This is a genomic window from Amycolatopsis sp. cmx-11-51, assembly GCF_047608665.1.
GTDB lineage: Bacteria > Actinomycetota > Actinomycetes > Mycobacteriales > Pseudonocardiaceae > Amycolatopsis.
The window spans coordinates 31,681-50,224 of the sequence record NZ_JADNQO010000017.1; the positions used below are offsets into that span (position 1 = coordinate 31,681).

The window sequence follows — 18,544 nt, forward strand, 5'->3', positions numbered from 1 at the left end:
CACCGTTGACGTGCGAGAGGCTCACCGCCCTCGTCCGTCCAGGCGGGCGGTATCCTGAGGGGCGGGTGTCGGAGCACCATGGGTCGTCAAGATCGTGATGGCGGGTATCACAGGAGCCGCCCAACCAGGAAGGGTCGAGGCCACCAGGGCCGAGTCGTATGAACCGGAAGAGCGTGCTCAAGAACCCAGTGCTCTGGATTCTCGCGGCGGTACTGGCGTTTCTCGCCTACAACACGATCTTCGACAGTGATCGTGGCTACACCCAGGTGCCGATCTCGATCGCGAACCAGCAGATCACCGCGAACAACGTCAAGGAAGCCTCGCAAGAGGACAAAGAGCAGCAGATCAAGCTGCTGCTGAACAAGAAGATCGAGGTCGAAGGCCAGCAGGTCGACCAGATCATCGCCCAGTACCCGTCGAACGTCGCGGGCGTCATCTACGGTCAGCTCATCGGCCTCAAGAGCGGTGACAACCCGGTCAAGTTCACCACCAAGGTCACCACGCAGAACGTCCTCACCCAGATCCTGATCTTCGCCATTCCGCTGGCGCTGGTGCTGGGCCTGCTGATGTGGATGATGAACAACGCGCAGGGCGGCGGGAACCGCGTCCTCAACTTCGGCAAGTCGAAGGCCAAGCAGCTCAACAAGGACATGCCCAAGACGACCTTCGGGGACGTCGCGGGCGCCGACGAGGCCGTCGAAGAGCTGTACGAGATCAAGGACTTCCTGCAGAATCCGGCGCGCTACCAGGCACTCGGCGCGAAGATCCCCAAGGGCGTCCTGCTCTACGGGCCGCCCGGTACCGGTAAGACGCTGCTCGCGCGAGCCGTCGCCGGCGAGGCGGGTGTGCCGTTCTACACGATCTCCGGTTCCGACTTCGTCGAGATGTTCGTCGGTGTCGGCGCCTCGCGTGTCCGCGACCTGTTCGAGCAGGCCAAGCAGAACGCGCCTTGCATCATCTTCGTCGACGAGATCGACGCGGTCGGCCGCCAGCGCGGCGCCGGCCTCGGCGGCGGCCACGACGAACGTGAGCAGACGCTGAACCAGCTCCTCGTCGAGATGGACGGCTTCGACGCGCGCGGCGGCATCATCCTGATCGCCGCGACCAACCGTCCCGACATCCTCGACCCGGCGCTCCTGCGTCCAGGCCGGTTCGACCGCCAGATCCCGGTGTCCGCACCGGACATGCGCGGCCGTAAGGCGATCCTCGAGGTGCACGCCAAGGGCAAGCCGATCGCGCAGGGCACCGACCTGAGCAGCCTCGCCAAGCGGACCGTCGGCATGTCCGGCGCCGACCTGGCGAACGTGCTCAACGAGGCCGCGCTGCTCACCGCCCGCCAGAACGGGCACGTGATCACCGACGAGGCGCTGGAGGAGTCCGTCGACCGCGTCGTCGGCGGCCCCGCCCGCAAGAGCCGGATCATCTCCGAGAAGGAGAAGAAGATCACTGCCTACCACGAGGGCGGGCACGCGCTCGCCGCGTGGGCGATGCCGGACATCGAACCGGTCTACAAGCTGACGATCCTGCCGCGTGGGCGCACCGGCGGTCACGCCCTGCTCGTCCCGGAGGACGACAAGGAGTTGATGACCCGGTCGGAGATGCTCGGACGCCTGGTCTTCGCGATGGGCGGCCGGACGGCGGAGGAGCTCGTCTTCCACGAGCCCACCACCGGTGCCTCCTCCGACATCGAGCAGGCGACCAAGATCGCCCGCGCCATGGTCACCGAATACGGCATGAGCGCCCGGCTCGGCGCCGTCAAGTACGGCCAGGAGCAGGGCGACCCGTTCCTCGGCCGCTCGGCGGGCCGCCAGGCGGACTACTCACTCGAGGTCGCGCACGAGATCGACGAGGAGGTGCGCAAGCTCATCGAGACCGCGCACACCGAGGCGTGGCACGTGCTGAGCACCTACCGCGACGTGCTGGACGAGCTGGTCATCGAGCTTCTCGAGAAAGAGACGCTGACCCGCAAGGACCTCGAGCGGATCTTCGCGACCGTCGAGAAGCGCCCGCACATCACCATCTTCAACGAGTTCGGCGAGCGGAAGCCGTCGGACAAGCCGCCGATCAAGACCCCCGGCGAGCTGGCGATGGAGCGCGGCGAGCCGTGGCCCCCGCCGGAGGAGAAGAAGGAGCAGCCGGTGCTGCAGCCGGCGCCGACCCCGGTCGGCACCGTGCAGGGCGGCGGCGACCTTCCCGGTGGCCCGCCGTACGCGGCCCCGGTTCCGCCTGCCGACCCGAACGCCAATCCCTACGCTCCGCCGCAGCCGGGCGCCTACCCCAACGGTGGCCGCCCGAACGGTGGGCCGAACGGCACCGGCCACTGGCCCCAGGCATATGGTGGGCAGCAGCCGGGCGGTCCGGCAGGCGGTTATCAGGGTGGACCCGTTGGCGGTCCGCCGAACTACGGGGCTCCTCCCGGATGGACCCCGGCGACCCAGCCGGGCGGCCAGCCGAACCAGCCCTGGCGTCCCGCCGAAGACCGCCCGCGTGACAACTGGTTCGGTGGCGAGCCCGGCCAGCCCGGCGGTCAGCAGGACGAAGGACAGCAGCGGCGTGACGACGGACAGGACGACAGCAAGCGATAACGGCTCGGGCCCGGTCTTCGACCAAGAGCGGGCCGAGAAAGCCGTACGCGAACTCCTGCTCGCTTGTGGTGAGGACCCGGACCGGGACGGTCTCCTTGAGACCCCCGCCCGGGTCGCTCGCGCTTACCGGGAAATGTTCGCCGGGCTTTACACCGAGCCGGACCACGTACTGGACCGCACGTTCGACGAGGCGCACGAAGAACTCGTGCTCGTGACGGACATCCCGATGTTTTCGACCTGTGAACACCATCTCCTGTCATTCCACGGTGTCGCCCACGTCGGCTACATCCCGAACGGCCACGGCAAGGTCACCGGCCTGTCCAAACTGGCCCGCCTCGTCGATCTCTACGCCAAGCGCCCGCAGGTTCAGGAGCGCATCACCTCCCAGGTCGCGGACGCGCTTGTGCGCAAACTCAATCCCCGCGGCGTGATCGTCGTGATCGAGGCCGAGCATCTCTGCATGGCCATGCGCGGCATCCGCAAACCCGGCGCCAGGACGACGACGTCGGCAGTGCGTGGCCTGCTGCAGTCTTCGGCGTCCTCGCGGGCGGAGGCGCTGGACCTGATCAAGGGCCGTCGATGACCGCCCTGCCCCAGCCCGGCCGGTGCGCGGTGCTGGGCGTCCTCAACGTCACCCCCGATTCCTTTTCGGACGGTGGCCGCTACCTCGGGGTCGAGCAGGCGCTGGAGCACGCGCACGAGATGTGGTCGTGCGGCGCGGATCTGATCGACGTCGGCGGGGAGTCGACCCGGCCGGGTGCGTCACGGGTGGACGCCGACACCGAGATTTCCCGGATCATGCCGGTGATCCGGTCGCTGGCGGCCGACGGTGTCGCGATGTCCGTTGACACCACCCGCGCCGAGGTCGCCCTCGCCGCCGTCGATGCGGGTGCGTCGGTCATCAACGATGTTTCGGGCGGGCTGGCCGATCCGAACATGGCGAAGGTCGCCGCGGAGACCGGGGTTCCGTGGGTGCTCATGCACTGGCGCGGGCACAGCAAGGACATGAACGCGCTGGCGACCTATGCGGACGTCGTCACGGAAGTCCGCTCCGAGTTGCTGTCCCGAGTGGACGAAGCGGTCACCGCGGGCGTCGAGCAGAGCGCGATCGTGCTCGACCCTGGGCTCGGTTTCGCGAAGAACGCGGAGCACGATTGGGCATTGCTGAACGGCTTGGATTCCCTCCTGTCCCTGGGTTTCCCAGTTCTCGTCGGTGCCTCGCGCAAACGGTTCCTCGGACGCCTTTTGTCCGGAAAGGACGGAACACCCGCTCCGCCGGACGGCCGGGAGAACGCGACCGCGGCCGTGTCCGCACTCGCCGCCGCGGCGGGTGCGTGGGGTGTGCGGGTGCACGAGGTCGGCGCGAGTATCGACGCCGTGACCGTCGCGGCCGCTTGGCAAAGGGGGAGTCCCGTTGTCTGACCGGATCACGTTGACCGGCTTGCGGGTCTTCGGCAGGCACGGGGTCTTCGACCACGAGAAGCGCGACGGGCAGGAATTCGTCGTCGACATCGTCGTGTGGCTGGACCTCGGTCCGGCCGCCGCGTCCGACGACCTGGCCAAGACGCTGCACTACGGCGAACTCGCCGAACTCGCCGCCGGGATCGTGGCGGGCGAACCGTACGACCTCATCGAAAGCGTCGCCGGGAAGATCGCCGGCGAGGTCCTGCGCGACGAGCGGCTGACCGCCGTCGAGGTGACGGTGCACAAGCCGTCCGCGCCGATTCCGCTGAACTTCGACGACGTCGCCGTCACGGTGCGGCGGGAGCGATGAGCCGGGCGCTGCTCTCGCTCGGTTCCAACCTGGGAGACCGGCTCGCGTTCCTCCAGTCGGCCGTCGACGCCTTCCGGCCCGCGGTGGTCGCGGTGTCGTCGGTCTACGAGACGAAGGCGTGGGGTGTCGAGGACCAGCCGGACTTCCTCAACGCCGTCGTCCTCGTCGACGACGCGGCGCGCGACCATTGGGACTGGTTGCGCGCCGGGCAGGCCGCGGAACAGGCGGCGGAGCGCGTGCGCGAGGTCCGCTGGGGACCGCGCACGCTGGATGTCGACGTCGTGACCGTGGACGGGGTGCGCTCCGAGGACCCCCAGTTGCTGCTCCCTCATCCCGGCACGCCGGAGCGCGCGAGCGTGCTGATCCCGTGGCTGGAGATCGAGCCCGCCGCGGTGCTCCCCGGCCACGGCCCCGTCGCCGACCTCCTCGCCGCCCGGCCCGCCTCCGACGTCACCTCCGTGCGCCGGACCCCCCTCACCCTTTTCCTCACCCTCGCCTGACCCCGCGTTTCGTCCTCTAGTTGCGGTAGTTGGTGCCACGAACTACCGCAACTAGAGGACGAATTGCGGGAGGGGGGTGGGCGGTAGCGAAGGTCCCTCGCTATCCCAGCGCGGCGCGCAGGGCGGCGACGGTCCACTCGGCCTGCGGCATCTGCGAGGGGAACGCTGGCCAGCCGTTCATCTTCCCGAGCAGGAGCCAGTACCGCTCCGCCCGCGGATCCAGGCTGATCGCCATCCCGTCGGCCAGCTTCTTCCGCCAAGCCGGGTCGCCGGCGTCTCGCCCGTTCCGCGAAGACTCCGAAAAGATCGTCTCGGCCAGTTCCCGGCCCGTAGGCGAGTCCGGCGCGAGGCCGGCTTCGAGCGCCTCCAAAGCCTTCTCGCTCCAAGCCATCCACAGCTGCTGCTGTTTCTCCCCGAAGTCGGCCCCGTCTTCTTTCCGGAGTTTCGAGTGCCATTCGCTCATCCGGCGGATGGACGTGCGGAACTCGTCGTCCTGCACGAGTTCGGCGAACTCGATCCAGGCTTCCAGCTGTTCCGGCGTCGGGTCGTCGGGCAGTTCCGGTTTCGCCGAGCGCATCCGCTCGTAGAACTGCGGATCCAGTTCGAGCCCTTCGACCATGTCCGCCCAGAATTCGTCGAGCAGGCGTTTGCGGTCTTCGTCCGACATCGATGCGAGTTTGTTCATCAGTTCGACCTCCTCCAGTGGTGAGTCCCGTTTGGCCACCGCGCGCAGGACCGCCCGGCGCAGCTCCAGCCGCCGGATCTGCTCGTCCAGGGCCGCGACGTGCTGGACCGCGAGGTCCCCGATGGTCGCTTCCCTGGTCAGCGCCCGCTCCACGTCCGCGAGACCCAGCCCGAGTTCCCGCAACGTCCGCACCAGCTCCAGGCGCGCCATCGCGGTGGCGTCGTAGAGGCGGTAACCGGAGCCGGTGCGGTCGGTCGGCGGCAGGAGTCCTTCGTCGGAGTAAAAGCGGATGGTCTTCACCGGAAGGCCGGTCCGTTTGGCCAGCTCCCCGATGGTGAAAACCGCTGCGGTGCCCATCTGCTTCATGCTCGACTCTCCAGTTGGTGGAGAGTCAAGCTTGCCAGGTAGCGTTGGACCATGCACTTCACCCGGCCACGTGAGCTGGCGGTGGCCGGCCTCCTGGGTTTGGTCCTGGCCTATCTGCTCTTCCAGGTCGCGTACGGATCCATGCCGGCGCTCCCGCTCTTCGCCGGGATCACCCTGCTCGTCCTCGCGCTCTGCGAGACCGTACTCGCCTTCATCATCCGTTCGCGGATCAAAGAGGGCCGGGTGCTCGCCGCGATCTCTGTCGCCCGATCGGTGGCCCTCGCCAAGGCCTCGTCACTCGCCGGAGCCGTCATGACCGGGGTCTGGCTGGCGGCTTTCGCGTATCTTTTTCCGCGACGTGACGAACTCCTCGCGGCGAGCGGCGATCTCCGTTCGGCGACGGTCGGGATCGTCAGCTCGGTGGCGCTGGTAGCTGCGGCTTTGTGGCTCGAACACTGCTGCCGGGCCCCCGAAGGCGGTGATCGGGACCGCGATCCCGAGCCGACCGGTTAACGCTCGAGAGGCACCGCTCGAAGTACCGACTAGGTCTCGTTCGGATTACTAGAAGGTACGGTGTTGGGCATGACCGGGGAGGGTGACGACTCGCGCGGCCGCCTTGCGGGTAGGCCGTGGCTTGTCGTCGGCTTGGTTCTCGCCGTCTGCGCGACTCTCGCATTGGTGCTTTCCGACGACCTCCGCTACTTACGGCTGGGGATCGTCGCGGCGCTGTGGGCCGCCTTGATCGGTGCGTTCCTGGCGGTCCGCTACCGCAAGCACGTGTCACAGAGCGAGGACGCCGTCGCCGAGGCGCAGGCCGTCTACGAGCTGGAGCTGGAACGCGAGATCGCCGCGCGCCGCGAGTTCGAGCTGGAGATGGAAGCGGAGAACCGGCAGGCCGCCGAAACCCGCTCCCAGGACGAGCTCGAAGCGCTCAGGGCCGAGGTGAGCGCTCTGCGCGAAAGCCTCCAGTCGCTCTTCGGCGGCGGCGAGGTCCTCCTCGAACGCGTCGCGCTCACCGCGCAGGCCACCCGGATGCGCTCCCTCGACAACAAGCAGCTGATGAGCGCGGGGCCCGAGAACGGCAACGGCAACGGCAAACCCCAGCTGATGGCGGCCAAGAGCACCACGATCGACGTCGACGAGCGCGCACCCGGCCGGGAACGCCCGACCGAGATGATCGACCGCGTCCTCGAACCCGCCGCCGCGCGGAACGGTGCGCCGCCCGCCGCGCGCCGGAAGCCGTCGAACGGTCAGGTCAACGGCACCAACGGTTACAGCCAGAACAATCAGGTCTCGCGGCCGAAGCCAGTCGATGAATCGACTCGCCGCAGCATGCGCAAGGCCGATGCCCGCGCGTCGAAGGCGGCGGAGGCGCTCGCCGCCGAAGCCGCCCGTCGTGAGCGGCTCGAAATGTCCAACCCCGGTATGTCGCCCGCCGAGATCTCCCGGCCGATGCCGAGGGTCGACGCCAAACGCAAGACCCCGCCGCCGGTGACCCCGGCCGAGGTGTCGCGCCCGTCCATGCCCGGCGTCTCGCGCGCCGAGGTCTCGCAGCCGTCGATGCCCGCCGTCGCCCGGCAGCCTCAGCGTCCGGAGCCCCAGCGCCAAGAACCCCAGCGCCCGGAACCCCAGCGCCCGGAACCGCCACGCCAAGAACCCCAGCAAGAACCCCAGCGCCGCCCGCAGCAGCCTTCGCTGCAGCATCGTCTCGACGCCGGCAACGTGCAGCGTCCTCCCGCGCCGCGGCCGGAGGAGCAGACCCGCAAGCAGCCGCCGCCGGTGAAGCCCGCCGCGCAAGCGAAGCCGGTCAAGAAGGTCGAACCGGACCGCCCCCGGCCGAACCGTGAGCTCGGCCTGACCCGGCCCGGAATGAAGCCGGTCGACCAGCCTCGTCCGGCCGGTGGCACGCCGCCGCCCGCGAACAAGCCCGCCGCCGCGCCGGAGCCGATGGAGGCCACCGGCGAGTGGAAGCCGTCGTGGACACAGGAGCGTCCGGTCTCCGATCTGAGCGCCGCGTTCCCCAGGAAGGACGACTTCCAGGACCGGCTGCGCCCCGCGCCGCCGTCCAAGCCCCAGTCCTCCAGTCCCCAGCCGCGTCCTCAGCCCTCCGACCCGCAGCCTCGTCGCGACCCGGAACCCCCGACCCCGCTGTCGATCCCGGTCGTGTCCGAGCCCGTGCGGCCGCCGGAGCCCGAACCGGTGCGCCGTCCGGCCGCCGAGACGCCTTCGCGGCACAGTCCGCCGGTCGAGGAGCCGCCCGCGGTCAACCCGACGCTTCCCGAAGAACTCCGTGTGACGCAGAACCGGTCCGGCGGCCGCCGTCGTCGGGCGGCGGACGACTCCTCCGCTTCGCTCACGCCCGCCCCCAACGTCCCGGAGCCCACCGGTGGCGGCCGTCGCCGCCGTCCGGACGGCGAGCCTCCGGCATGGCAGGGCACCGAGTCCTCGGGTGGCCGCCACGGCGGCAGGCGGGCGAAACCGGAGGACGAGGCGCCGTCCCGCAACGGGTCGTCGCACAGCCGTCCGGAGACCCCCGACGCGGGCTCCCACGCTTCCGGCCGTTCGGTGATGGACCTCCTCGCCGCCAACGGCGCGAACGAGTCCACTCCGCGACGGAGGCGGCGTGCGGAGGATTGAGTCCGTACCGACGGTAGGGTGACCCGCTGTGAGCGAGCCTTCCTCCCCGGAGCCCGGCCTCGACCGGGCACGCCGGTCCCGGTCGGTCACCGTGCTGCTGCCGGTACTCGGGCTGATCGCCGTCGCGCTGTGCGGGTTGTTCGTTTTCGGCACGGTGACCGAGAAGGTCGGCCTGACCGCGGTGACGATCGGTGTGCTCGCGGCGCTCGTACCGGTCGCCGTGGTGGTCACCGCGTTCCTGTGGGTCGACCGCTGGGAACCGGAACCGCCGAAGCTCCTGCTGCTGTCGTTCGTCTGGGGCGCGTGTGTCGCGACGATCATCGCGCTGCTGCTCAACAGCGGCGCCGAGGCCGTCGGTGACCTGCTGCTCGGCAGCGGGAGCGGCGGGAAGATCAGTGGCCTGATCTCCGCGCCGCTGGTCGAGGAGGCAGCGAAGGCCGCCTTCATCCTGTTGCTGTGGTGGCGCCGCCCGATCGAGTTCGACGGCGTCGTGGACGGCATCGTCTACGCCGGGTTCACCGCGGCCGGGTTCGCGTTCACCGAGAACATCTATTACTTCGGCCGCGCGTTCGCCGAGAACGGTTTCGGCGACGGCACGAGCGCCGGCGTGCTCGCCGCGTTCTTCCTGCGCGGCGTGCTCTCGCCGTTCACGCATCCGCTGTTCGCCGTGATGACGGGGATCGGGCTCGGCATCGCCGCGAGCAGTAAGGTCCGCGCGCTGAGGATCCTGGCGCCGATCGGCGGCTACGTCGTCGCCGTGCTGCTGCACGCGCTGTGGAACGGCGCCGCGCTGCTCGGTGGCGCCAAGACCTTCCTGAACGTCTACTTCCTGATCATGGTGCCGCTGTTCATCGGGGTCTTCTCGGTGGTGGTCATGCAGCGGCGCCGCGAGCAGCGGATCGTCGCGGCCGTGCTGCCGATGATGGTCGACGCGCGCTGGATCGCCCCGTCCGAAGTGCCGCTGCTGGCCAGCCTGTCCGGACGGCGATCGTGGCGGAAACAGGCGCGGAAGCAGTCGGGACGTGACGCGGCGAAGGCCGTCGGCCGCTACCAGGCCAGCGTGACCGAGCTCGCGTTCCTGCGGCGTGGCCCCAAGCTCACCGACGAGGGCAAACAACGGCAGCGTGAACTGCTGCAACTGCTCAAGACGTCGCGGGCCGATGCGGTGAGGCTGGCGGACGGTGCTCCGCGGGGGTGACCTCGGTCAGGTGAAGCTGGTCACGCGGGTCGTTTCGGACGCGGGCTGGAGGGTTACTCTCGCGCGGTCGTCTGGTACCCGCGACCGCCGAGCGGGACTGGAACGAGTTGAGGAGTTTTCGACCATGAGCGTCCACTGGCGCACGCCATGACGAGGCCCGCTCGCCTGGCCGTGGGAGTCGTCTCCGCGGGCCGGGTCGGCAGTGTCGTCGGCGCCGCATTGGCGAGGGCCGGTCACACCGTCGTAGGGGCCTCCGGCCTCTCCAACGCTTCGCTACGCCGGGCGGAGCTACTGCTCCCCGACGTGCCCCTCCTCCCGCCCGACGAGGTCGCCCGCCGCGCCGATCTCGTGCTGCTGGCGCTGCCTGACGACGCGCTCGCCGGGATGGTGCGCGGCTTCGTCGCGACGGGATCACTGAGGCCGGGGCAGATCGTCGTGCACACTTCCGGGGCGCACGGCATCGACGTCCTCGCGCCCGCCGCCGAAGCCGGGGCACTGCCGCTGGCCCTGCACCCCGTGATGACCTTCACCGGCCGCGCGGAGGACCTCGACAGGCTGGCCACCTGCAGCGTCGGCGTCACTGCCACAGAGGGTGACGAAGCGGCGTGGAACGTCGGTGAGGCGCTGACCGTGGAGATGGGCGCGGAGCCCGTCCGGGTCCCTGACGAAGCGCGAGCGCTCTATCACGCGGCGTTGGCGCATGGCGCGAACCACCTGATGACACTGGTCGCCGACTGCGCGGAACTGTTGCGGGAAGCGGGAATCGCCCAGCCCGAACGCCTGGTGGCTCCGTTGTTGTCGGCGGCGTTGGATAATGTTCTGCGACACGGGGACCGGGCGCTGACCGGGCCGGTGGCCCGTGGTGATCTCGGCACCGTGCGTAAACACCTCGCGGTGCTGGCCGAACGTGGCCCCGACATCGCCCCGAGCTATCGCGCGCTGGCCAGGCGCACGCTGGCGCGCGGTGACGCCGCCGGCCTCTTGGACGCCTCGGCCGCCGCCGAGCTCACCGAACTCCTCAGTGATCCCGCAGATCCCGCAGACCCCGCCGAAGGGCAGCAAAACCAGTGACCACACCCAAATTCGCCCGAGGCACGCTGCACACCTTCCAGCCGCCGGAGCAGGTGAGCCAGGTGACGCGTGCCCTGCACGGGGTCGGCCGCAAGGTCGCGCTGGTGCCCACCATGGGCGCCCTGCACGCGGGGCACCGTGAGCTGATCCGCCGGGCGAAGCGGCTGCCGAACACCGTCGTCGCGACGTCGATCTTCGTGAACCCCCTGCAGTTCGGGGAAGGCGAGGACTTCGAGGCGTACCCGCGTCCGCTGGACAAGGACCTCGAAGTGCTGAAGGAGGACGGCGTCGAACTGGGCTTCCTGCCCAAGGCGTCGGATCTGTACCCCGACGGGGCCACCGTCACGGTGCACCCCGGCGCGCTCGGTGACGAGCTCGAAGGGGCGGTGCGGCCGGGGCATTTCGCCGGCGTGCTGACCGTGGTGGCGAAACTGCTCAACATCGTGCGGCCGGATTACGCCTTCTTCGGGGAGAAGGACTACCAGCAGCTGGTGTTGATCAAGAAAATGGTGCGGGACCTGAACTTCGACACCCGGGTCATCGGGGTCCCGACGGTCAGGGAACGCGACGGGCTGGCGTTGTCCTCGCGCAACGTCTACCTGACTCCTGAACAGCGCGAGGACGCGGTCGTGTTGTCGGCGGCACTCACCGCGGGTGCCTTCGTCGGGCGCGACGGCGCGGACGCCGTGCTGGCGACCGCCAGGCAGACCCTCGCCGCGCGAACCGCGGTCGAGATCGACTATCTGGAATTGAGGGGAACCGACCTCGGGCCCGCGCCCGTCGACGGTGAAGCGCGGTTGCTGATCGCGGCCAGGGTGGGGAGTACCCGGCTGATCGACAACGTCGGCGTGGTGCTCGGCGTCGCCGCGGACCATCCGGAACACGCGCTGGACGCAGGGGAATAGGGAGAGTCCACGATGTACCGCACGATGCTGAAATCGAAGATCCACCGGGCGACGGTCACCCAGGCCGATCTCCACTACGTCGGATCGGTGACCGTCGACGAAGACCTGATGGACGCGGCGGATCTGCTGCCGGGCGAACAGGTGTCCATTGTGGACGTCACCAACGGTGCGCGGCTCGAGACCTACGTGATCGCGGGCGAACGCGGCAGCGGGGTGCTCGGCATCAACGGCGCCGCGGCGCATCTGGTGCACCCCGGGGACCTGGTGATCCTGATTTCGTACGCGCAGATGGAGAACGCCGAGGCGGCCGCGTTCCGGCCGCGGGTTATCTTCGTCGACGCGGACAACCGGATCGTCGAGAAGGGCGCCGACCCAGGGCACGCGCCGGAGGGATCCGGACTGCTCAGCGGCACCGTGACGCTGGCCGACGACGACACGATGACCTTCCCGGTCGCCGAAACCGCCGACGCCCGCCGTCTAGACGCGCTGCTGCACGCCGAAAGCTGAGCCCTTGCTGCTCACGGTCGACGTCGGCAACACCAACATCGTGCTCGGTCTCTATGACGGACCGGCGCTCGTAGGCGACTGGCGCATGCGCACCGACGCGCGGATCACCGCCGACGAGCTCGCGCTCACCATGCGCGGGCTCCTCGGCGCGCACGCGGACGCGGTGACCGGGATCAGCGCGCTGTCCACGGTTCCCGCCGTACTACGGGAACTGCGGGTCATGCTTGCGCGGTATTACGGCAGGTTGCCGAAGATCGTCATCGAGCCGGGGGTGCGCACGGGGGTGCCGCTCCTGGTCGACAACCCCAAGGAAGTGGGCGCGGACAGGCTGGTGAACACTCTGGCCGCGCACCACCTGCACCCCAGGACCGCCTGTGTGGTGGTGGATTTCGGGACTTCGACCAATGTGGACGCCATTTCCGCGAGGGGTGAGTTCCTCGGCGGCGCGTTCGCGCCCGGCATCGAGATCTCGGTCGACGCGCTGGCCGCCCGTGCCGCGGCGCTGCGCAAGGTGGAACTGGTGCCGCCGCGGTCGGTGATCGGGAAGAACACCGTGGAATGCCTGCAATCCGGCATCCTCTTCGGGTTCGCCGGTCAGGTCGATGGCCTGGTGAAGCGGATCAAGCGCGAGCTTTCGCCGGGCGGAATGGAGCCGGTCGCGGTGATCGCGACCGGTGGCCTGGCGCCTCTGGTGCTGGAGGAGTCGGAGACGATCACCGAGCACGTCCCGGACCTGACCCTGCTGGGTCTGCGCCTCGTCTACGAGCGCAACCACACCTCCGCGCGTTCGTGATCAGACGGGCATCACGCGTGATCAGACGGGCATCACGCGTGATCAGATGGACATCTCACGTGATGTCCGTCTGATCACGCGAGTTACGGGTTTGGTGAGCGGCGCGAGGCGATCAGCAGGACTCGCCGCGTGATCAGTTCCTGGTTCCGCAGCGCCTGTCGCCGTACACCTCGGCCCAGATCCCCGCCGACGCGGGTGCGCCGAACGTCGCGGTGAAAGCCGCCATCCAGTCCGTCATCGTTTACGCGCCCGGAACACGATGGTGGTGAGTGGAAGGTCGAATTCCCCCGAGGCGGTTTCCGGATTCCGGTCGAGGAATTCCCGCGCTGTGCGAAGTTTGGCCTCGCGTTCCTCCGCCGAGGCCACCAGCATGTGCGAATGGGTGGCGAGCGTTTCCACCAGGCTTTCCGCCGTCCTGGGCTGTTTGTGGCCGAAAGTCTCCCTCTCGAACGGCTCGAGGGCCTCGTGTTCCGGCAGCGATTCGTAATCGTTCAGCCAGCGCCTGCTCACCGAGGTCTTGATCAGCGCGTTCAACTCGGCCAGCCAGCCCGCCGACCCGTCATCGTCGTGGTTCCACAGCGCGGCAACGACTCCGCCCGGTTTGAGCACCCTGGCCATCTCCGGATAGGCCCGGTCGAGGTCGAACCAGTGGAAGGCCTGGCCAACGACCACGGCGTCCACGGATTCGTCCGGCAGCGGGATCTTCTCGGCCGTCCCGATGAGCGGCGTCACCCCCGGGAACGCCTTGGTGAGTTCTTCGAGCATCTTCGCGTCCGGTTCGACCGCGGTGACCGCGAGACCGAGGGCGAGCAGCCCTTCGGTGAGCTTGCCGGTCCCCGCGCCGAGGTCGAGGACCCGTTCCGGGGTTGTTCTCGCCCCCGCCAGCCCCCAGGCCAGTGCCTTCTCCGGATAGTCCGGCCGATGTGCGGCATAGGCGGCGGCCTTCGCGCCGAACGAGGCGGCGCGGCGTGCGTGCAGTTCGGGTTCGATGCCAGGAGTGGATGAGTTCACGCGAGCCAGGTTAATGGAGCGAAAACCGGCTGGGCCGGACCCGGAAAAGGTAATCCGGTTGGCGTAGGGAAGGAGCGGGTTCGTACGCTGTGCGCATGACTGAAATCCCCGCATCCGAGGGCGTGAGCCCCGACGAAGACCTGCCGGAACAGATGCGGGTGCGCCGGGACAAGCGCGACCGGATAATCGCGGAGGGTATCGATCCGTATCCGGTCGAGGTGCCCAGGACGCACTCACTGGCCGAAGTACGGGCGAAACATTCCGGCCTTCCGATCGACACGGCCACCGGCGAGACCGTCGGCATCACCGGCCGGGTCATGTTCCTGCGCAATACCGGCAAACTGTGTTTCGCGAGTCTTCGTGAAGGCGACGGCACCGAGTTGCAGGCGATGATCAGCCTGGCGAAGGTCGGTGAAGACGCGCTCGCGGCGTGGAAGTCCGATGTCGATCTTGGTGATCACGTATTCGTCGAGGGCGAGGTCATCACCTCCAAGCGCGGTGAGCTTTCCGTGCTGGCCGACTCATGGCGCCTCACGTCGAAAGCATTGCGCCCGTTGCCCGTGGCGCACAAAGACCTGGCAGAGGAAACGCGGATCCGGCAGCGTTATGTCGACCTGATCGTGCGTCCCAAGGCGCGGGACGTGGTCCGTACCCGCGCCGGTGTGCTGCGTTCCCTGCGTGACTCGTTTCACGGCCGGGGATTCCTCGAGGTCGAGACCCCGATGCTGCAGACGCTGCACGGGGGCGCGGCGGCACGGCCATTCGTCACGCATTCGAATGCCTTCGACCTCGACCTGTACTTGAGGATCGCGCCGGAGCTGTACCTCAAGCGTTGCGTGGTCGGCGGTATCGAGAAGGTCTTCGAGATCAACCGGAACTTCCGGAACGAGGGCAGCGACTCGTCGCACTCGCCCGAGTTCGCCATGCTCGAGTACTACGAAGCGTATGCGACCTATGACTCCAATGCGGTGATGACGCGCCAGCTCATCCAGGAGGCGGCGCAGAACGTTCTCGGCACCCAGGTGGTCACTCTCGTCGACGGTTCGGAGTACGACCTGTCCGGCGAGTGGACCACACTCGGAATGTACGAGTCGTTGTCCGAGGCGTTGTCGGAGGAGATCACTCCCGAGACATCGGTGGACAAGCTGCGTTCCTATGCCGAAGGGCGAGAGCTGGAGCTCGACCCGAAGTTAGGGCACGGCAAACTCATCGAAGAACTTTGGGAAAACCTCGTCGGAGATCATCTTCACGAACCTACTTTTGTCCGTGATTTTCCGGTCGAGACATCCCCGCTGACCAGGCAACATCGCAGCAAGCCGGGGGTGGCGGAGAAGTGGGATCTGTACGTGCGCGGATTCGAACTCGCCACCGGATACTCGGAGCTGGTCGATCCCGTGGTAGAACGCCAGCGTCTGGTGGAACAGGCCCGGCTGGGTGCGCAGGGCGATAGTGAGGCCATGAACCTGGATGAGGATTTCCTCCGTGCGCTGGAGTACGGAATGCCGCCAAGCGGTGGTGTCGGAATGGGGATCGACCGGTTGCTGATGGCGCTGACCGGCCTTGGTATCCGGGAGACCATCCTGTTCCCGCTCGTGCGGCCTGAATAACCCGTCCGCGTGACAGATACCTCGATCGTTCTCGTAAACAAGATTTGCGTTATGTCTCGGTAGCGGGTATTAATGTCGCTAGACAAAGTCTTCTGTCCGGGGCATGCCCCGTACCAGATCTTTCGTGTAAGCCCCCAGCAGGAGGAAACAGATGGCACAGAAGGTGCTCGTCTCGCTTGTCGACGACCTCGACGGCACAGAGGCGGAAGAGACCGTCGAGTTCGGTTTGGACGGTGTGAGCTACCAGATCGACCTTTCCGCGGAAAACGCGGAAGAGCTTCGTGACGCGCTGGCCCAGTATGTGGAGCACGCTCGCCGCGCGGGTGGCCGTAAGCGCACCGCCATTCGTCCGGTCGCCGGCGTGAAGGCCGCCGCCCGCCCCGCGACCGTCGACCGCGAGCAGAACCAGGCCATTCGCGCCTGGGCCCGCAAGAACGGCTTCCAGGTTTCCGACCGTGGACGTATCCCGTCCGAGGTCGTGGAGGCCTACCACAAGAAGAACTGAAGGTCTTTCAGGCTCGCTGGCCGCCGGGAACTATTCCCGGCGGCTTTCTTGTTCTTGTACACGGTTCAAGCGGGCGTACTCCGTGGGCACCCATCCGGTCACGGAGCGGAAATCCCGGATGAGGTGCGCTTGGTCGCTATAGCCCAGCACCGTCGCCAGTTCCGCGTAGTCCGGCCGTTCCTCGGCTGCGATCCGTGCCGCCGCTTCGTTCAACCGGTATACCTGAATCGCCCATTTGGGGGCGGTGCCGACATGTTCGGCGAACAGGCGTTGCAGACTTCGCTGAGACAAGCCCGTTCGGCTTGACAACTCGCCGACCCGGGTAATGGCCGGTTCGGCCGCGATTGTTTCCACCGCTTCGATGGCCGTCCGGGCCGCGGCGGTGAGTGCCGGGTGTTTCGCGAGGAGCAGTTCCTCCGCCGCGCGAACCATTTCGAAGTCGTTCGTCGCATTGCGTACCGATTCCGTCACCGGTACGGCGCCGGTGAAGAGATCGGTGAGCGGAACGGAACGACCGGAGATCATCGTGACCGGACCGGTGAGGAATGCCCGGAAAGCCCCTGGCCGGAATCGCACACCGATACCGTGGTCCCTACCCGCCACGACGTAGCGAAAAGGTCGTTTCCCCGGCCCGGACGCCCCGGACGCCCCGGACGCGTCGCCGAAGAAGGTGACGTTCACCGCGAGATTGGGCAGGACCACCTGTTCATGGGGTGGACGGTCGCCCAGATCCCAGCGCAGTACCCAGTGGTGGTCGACGAACGGCCGCAGTTCCGGCGCGGGCTGGTGCCGGACGAGGCTGAACGCCGCGCTCGCCTCCCGCGCGTTGACGACCCCCGCCGGAATCCGGTGCCCGCTCACCCGCTCAACCTAACCGTGTCGCGTTTCTTCAAGACAGCGCGGCCGATCCCGGGTACTCATGGCGGTATGTCCGAACACGCTGCTTTGATCACTCCCGCCGCCGCGGAATTCGCCGGAATCCTGCGCGGGATCGGCGAGGCCGACTTCGCCGCGCGCACCCCGTGCGCCGAGTACGACGTCCGCGCGTTGCTGAACCACCTTCTCTACTGGGGTCCCTGGCTCGAAGCCGCCGGGCGCAAGGCGTCGCCGCCCGAGGTGTCCACCGGCGAGGCGGAGGCGGGCCTCGTCGGAGACGACTGGCTCGACGCGCTGGAGAAGCAGACCGCGCGGCTCGTCGAGGTCTTCGGCACGCCCGCGGCGTGGGAGGGGCAGACCACCTTCGGCGGCAATCAGATGCCCGCGTCGATGGCGGGGTACATGGTCCTGGACGAGTTCGTCTTCCACGGCTGGGACCTCGCCATGGCGACCGGCGCGGAGTTCGCCGTCCTCCCTGAAGTCGCCGAGGCCGTCTACGCCATCGCGCTGGAGATCGGAGAGCAGGCGCGGGCGATGAAGGTGTACGGCGAAGAAGTCGTTGTCGCGGAAGGCGCGACGATCTTCGAACGCGCTTTGGGCGCCACTGGACGGAATCCCGGCTGGACTCCTTAACGGATTCGCGGACAGCCGCCGCATTCCGATTCCGCGGGTAACAGATAGGAGTAACAGCAGCTTTCGCGGTTTCTCGTCCACTCGCGGCGTCCATCGGCCCCTGTGGCCAGTCGCAGCTTCGACGCCGATGTCAGCGGAGGGAATCGCGATTCGAGGACCAGCGCGGCGTCCGCGACCCCGGCACCCTCGGCGTCGGAGTTCCCTTTCAGCTGTCCCGCCGACCACAGCGCGTTGTCGAGCGAGTCCGTGGCGGCCGCCCACAGTTGCCGTCGCCCGAGCCGCGTCAACGGCCCGTAGACGTCGATGAACCGGTCCGCGTGCGCGATGAAGCGGCCGCGGAGGATCGCCGCCAGCGTGCGCTCGTCCTGGACGACGACGGCTCCCGGATGCGCCGAACCCGGATCGGTCGGCAGGCAGTGGAACCCGTCGCCGAGGACGGCGACCGAGTCGGGGTGCGGCCGGTCGCCGCCGATCCGGAAGGCCAGCGCGGACGGCGCCAGCGACGGGACGCGGCGTTCGTGGTGCAGCAGCATCGCGCCGGCGAACGCCGGGACGTGCAGGTACCAGGACAGGATCCAGCTCGCCGGGGTCCGCTCGGGAATCGCGGGCGCCGCCGGATACCGCTCGGCCAGCCAGCCGCCGAGCCGCTCCCGCCATCGCACGAGACGGTCCGGTTCGTCGAGCAGGTCGGCACAGCGGACCCAGCCCGGCTCGGCCTCCGGCACGGCTCCGAGGATCCCGGCTTCTTCCGGCATCCTCGAGAGGGAGGTTTGGAGCCCGTCTTCGGGCGCGGCGAGTGCGTGAGAGGACCGCTGATGCCGCACACCGGTCCCCTCGCGTTAGATAGCCTAACCTTATCTGTCGTCGGGGACTACTCCGGACGGGTGTCCA

General features: G+C 68.3%; 19 protein-coding genes. 15 read left to right on the forward strand and 4 right to left on the reverse strand.

The genetic code is table 11. The features are described 5' to 3' along the window. Positions 1 to 158 precede the first annotated feature (158 nt). Genes ftsH through folK form a run of 5 tightly spaced genes read left to right on the forward strand, consistent with a single transcriptional unit; the run spans position 159 to position 4,859 of the window. Entirely contained in the window at positions 159 to 2,585 is a 2,427-nt protein-coding gene (gene ftsH / locus ACM6LU_RS33980) for an ATP-dependent zinc metalloprotease FtsH (RefSeq protein WP_414941934.1), read from the forward strand. Then, positions 2,554 to 3,168, forward strand: coding sequence for a GTP cyclohydrolase I FolE (folE, locus tag ACM6LU_RS33985; protein ID WP_414941935.1), 615 nt, complete (start codon positions 2,554 to 2,556; stop codon positions 3,166 to 3,168). The genes ftsH and folE overlap by 32 nt, the downstream gene beginning before the upstream one ends. Then, complete coding sequence (gene folP / locus ACM6LU_RS33990; protein WP_414941936.1) at positions 3,165 to 4,007, forward strand: dihydropteroate synthase; 843 nt, start codon at positions 3,165 to 3,167, stop codon at positions 4,005 to 4,007. The genes folE and folP overlap by 4 nt, the downstream gene beginning before the upstream one ends. After that, the gene (folB, locus tag ACM6LU_RS33995) at positions 4,000 to 4,359 is read left to right on the forward strand and encodes a dihydroneopterin aldolase (protein WP_414941937.1); all 360 of its coding nucleotides are present in this window, start codon (positions 4,000 to 4,002) and stop codon (positions 4,357 to 4,359) included. The genes folP and folB overlap by 8 nt, the downstream gene beginning before the upstream one ends. After that, entirely contained in the window at positions 4,356 to 4,859 is a 504-nt protein-coding gene (gene folK, locus ACM6LU_RS34000; RefSeq protein WP_414941938.1) for a 2-amino-4-hydroxy-6-hydroxymethyldihydropteridine diphosphokinase, read from the forward strand. The genes folB and folK overlap by 4 nt, the downstream gene beginning before the upstream one ends. Before the next feature lie 100 nt (positions 4,860 to 4,959). On the opposite strand, the gene ACM6LU_RS34005 is transcribed toward folK, so the two are convergent. Then, on the reverse strand, positions 4,960 to 5,901 hold the full coding sequence (locus tag ACM6LU_RS34005) for a MerR family transcriptional regulator (RefSeq protein WP_414941939.1): 942 nt from the start codon (positions 5,899 to 5,901) through the stop codon (positions 4,960 to 4,962). Between the two features lie 60 nt (positions 5,902 to 5,961). Between ACM6LU_RS34005 and ACM6LU_RS34010 the strand changes: the two genes are divergently transcribed. The 7 genes from ACM6LU_RS34010 (at position 5,962) to ACM6LU_RS34040 (ending at position 13,021) form a co-directional block, all read left to right on the forward strand. After that, entirely contained in the window at positions 5,962 to 6,423 is a 462-nt protein-coding gene (locus ACM6LU_RS34010) for a DUF3180 domain-containing protein (RefSeq protein ID WP_414941940.1), read from the forward strand. A 69-nt stretch (positions 6,424 to 6,492) separates the two neighbouring features. Next, entirely contained in the window at positions 6,493 to 8,547 is a 2,055-nt protein-coding gene (locus ACM6LU_RS34015) for a DUF6779 domain-containing protein (protein WP_414941941.1), read from the forward strand. A gap of 28 nt (positions 8,548 to 8,575) precedes the next feature. Beyond that, on the forward strand, positions 8,576 to 9,745 hold the full coding sequence (locus ACM6LU_RS34020) for a PrsW family intramembrane metalloprotease (RefSeq protein ID WP_414941942.1): 1,170 nt from the start codon (positions 8,576 to 8,578) through the stop codon (positions 9,743 to 9,745). A 147-nt stretch (positions 9,746 to 9,892) separates the two neighbouring features. Continuing rightward, positions 9,893 to 10,816 carry a Rossmann-like and DUF2520 domain-containing protein gene (locus ACM6LU_RS34025; RefSeq protein WP_414941943.1) on the forward strand — a complete coding sequence of 308 codons (924 nt, stop codon included), beginning with the start codon at positions 9,893 to 9,895 and terminating at the stop codon, positions 10,814 to 10,816. Further along, positions 10,813 to 11,721 (forward strand): pantoate--beta-alanine ligase, encoded by a 909-nt coding sequence (gene panC, locus ACM6LU_RS34030; RefSeq protein WP_414941944.1) that lies wholly within the window; start codon positions 10,813 to 10,815, stop codon positions 11,719 to 11,721. Before ACM6LU_RS34025 ends, panC begins: the two co-directional genes overlap by 4 nt. A 12-nt stretch (positions 11,722 to 11,733) precedes the next feature. After that, on the forward strand, positions 11,734 to 12,228 hold the full coding sequence (gene panD, locus ACM6LU_RS34035) for an aspartate 1-decarboxylase (RefSeq protein ID WP_414941945.1): 495 nt from the start codon (positions 11,734 to 11,736) through the stop codon (positions 12,226 to 12,228). Positions 12,229 to 12,232: 4 nt separating this feature from the next. Beyond that, positions 12,233 to 13,021 (forward strand): type III pantothenate kinase, encoded by a 789-nt coding sequence (locus tag ACM6LU_RS34040; RefSeq protein WP_414941946.1) that lies wholly within the window; start codon positions 12,233 to 12,235, stop codon positions 13,019 to 13,021. Between the two features lie 234 nt (positions 13,022 to 13,255). On the opposite strand, the gene ACM6LU_RS34045 is transcribed toward ACM6LU_RS34040, so the two are convergent. Further along, entirely contained in the window at positions 13,256 to 14,032 is a 777-nt protein-coding gene (locus ACM6LU_RS34045; RefSeq protein ID WP_414941947.1) for a class I SAM-dependent methyltransferase, read from the reverse strand. Positions 14,033 to 14,127: 95 nt separating this feature from the next. Here ACM6LU_RS34045 and lysS point away from each other — a divergent pair, with 95 nt between their 5' ends. Together lysS and ACM6LU_RS34055 are read left to right on the forward strand one after the other, a co-directional pair. Beyond that, entirely contained in the window at positions 14,128 to 15,639 is a 1,512-nt protein-coding gene (lysS, locus tag ACM6LU_RS34050; RefSeq protein ID WP_414941948.1) for a lysine--tRNA ligase, read from the forward strand. Positions 15,640 to 15,790: 151 nt separating this feature from the next. Then, entirely contained in the window at positions 15,791 to 16,144 is a 354-nt protein-coding gene (locus tag ACM6LU_RS34055) for a histone-like nucleoid-structuring protein Lsr2 (protein ID WP_005165380.1), read from the forward strand. A 30-nt stretch (positions 16,145 to 16,174) separates the two neighbouring features. On the opposite strand, the gene ACM6LU_RS34060 is transcribed toward ACM6LU_RS34055, so the two are convergent. Next, on the reverse strand, positions 16,175 to 17,005 hold the full coding sequence (locus tag ACM6LU_RS34060; RefSeq protein ID WP_414941949.1) for an AraC family transcriptional regulator: 831 nt from the start codon (positions 17,003 to 17,005) through the stop codon (positions 16,175 to 16,177). A gap of 66 nt (positions 17,006 to 17,071) precedes the next feature. Here ACM6LU_RS34060 and ACM6LU_RS34065 point away from each other — a divergent pair, with 66 nt between their 5' ends. Further along, positions 17,072 to 17,653 carry a TIGR03086 family metal-binding protein gene (locus ACM6LU_RS34065; protein ID WP_414941950.1) on the forward strand — a complete coding sequence of 194 codons (582 nt, stop codon included), beginning with the start codon at positions 17,072 to 17,074 and terminating at the stop codon, positions 17,651 to 17,653. On the opposite strand, the gene ACM6LU_RS34070 is transcribed toward ACM6LU_RS34065, so the two are convergent. Beyond that, entirely contained in the window at positions 17,650 to 18,408 is a 759-nt protein-coding gene (locus ACM6LU_RS34070; protein WP_414941951.1) for a (2Fe-2S)-binding protein, read from the reverse strand. The genes ACM6LU_RS34065 and ACM6LU_RS34070 overlap by 4 nt on opposite strands. Positions 18,409 to 18,544 lie beyond the last annotated feature (136 nt).

Coding starts and splice junctions, on each gene's coding strand:
- ftsH (WP_414941934.1), top strand. CDS start 159: ATGAACCGGAAGAGCGTGCTCAAGAACCCAGTGCTCTGGATTCTCGCG.
- folP (WP_414941936.1), top strand. CDS start 3,165: ATGACCGCCCTGCCCCAGCCCGGCCGGTGCGCGGTGCTGGGCGTCCTC.
- folK (WP_414941938.1), top strand. CDS start 4,356: ATGAGCCGGGCGCTGCTCTCGCTCGGTTCCAACCTGGGAGACCGGCTC.
- ACM6LU_RS34005 (WP_414941939.1), bottom strand. CDS start 5,901: ATGGGCACCGCAGCGGTTTTCACCATCGGGGAGCTGGCCAAACGGACC.
- ACM6LU_RS34010 (WP_414941940.1), top strand. CDS start 5,962: ATGCACTTCACCCGGCCACGTGAGCTGGCGGTGGCCGGCCTCCTGGGT.
- ACM6LU_RS34015 (WP_414941941.1), top strand. CDS start 6,493: ATGACCGGGGAGGGTGACGACTCGCGCGGCCGCCTTGCGGGTAGGCCG.
- ACM6LU_RS34025 (WP_414941943.1), top strand. CDS start 9,893: ATGACGAGGCCCGCTCGCCTGGCCGTGGGAGTCGTCTCCGCGGGCCGG.
- panD (WP_414941945.1), top strand. CDS start 11,734: ATGTACCGCACGATGCTGAAATCGAAGATCCACCGGGCGACGGTCACC.
- lysS (WP_414941948.1), top strand. CDS start 14,128: ATGACTGAAATCCCCGCATCCGAGGGCGTGAGCCCCGACGAAGACCTG.
- ACM6LU_RS34055 (WP_005165380.1), top strand. CDS start 15,791: ATGGCACAGAAGGTGCTCGTCTCGCTTGTCGACGACCTCGACGGCACA.
- ACM6LU_RS34065 (WP_414941950.1), top strand. CDS start 17,072: ATGTCCGAACACGCTGCTTTGATCACTCCCGCCGCCGCGGAATTCGCC.
- ACM6LU_RS34070 (WP_414941951.1), bottom strand. CDS start 18,408: ATGCCGGAAGAAGCCGGGATCCTCGGAGCCGTGCCGGAGGCCGAGCCG.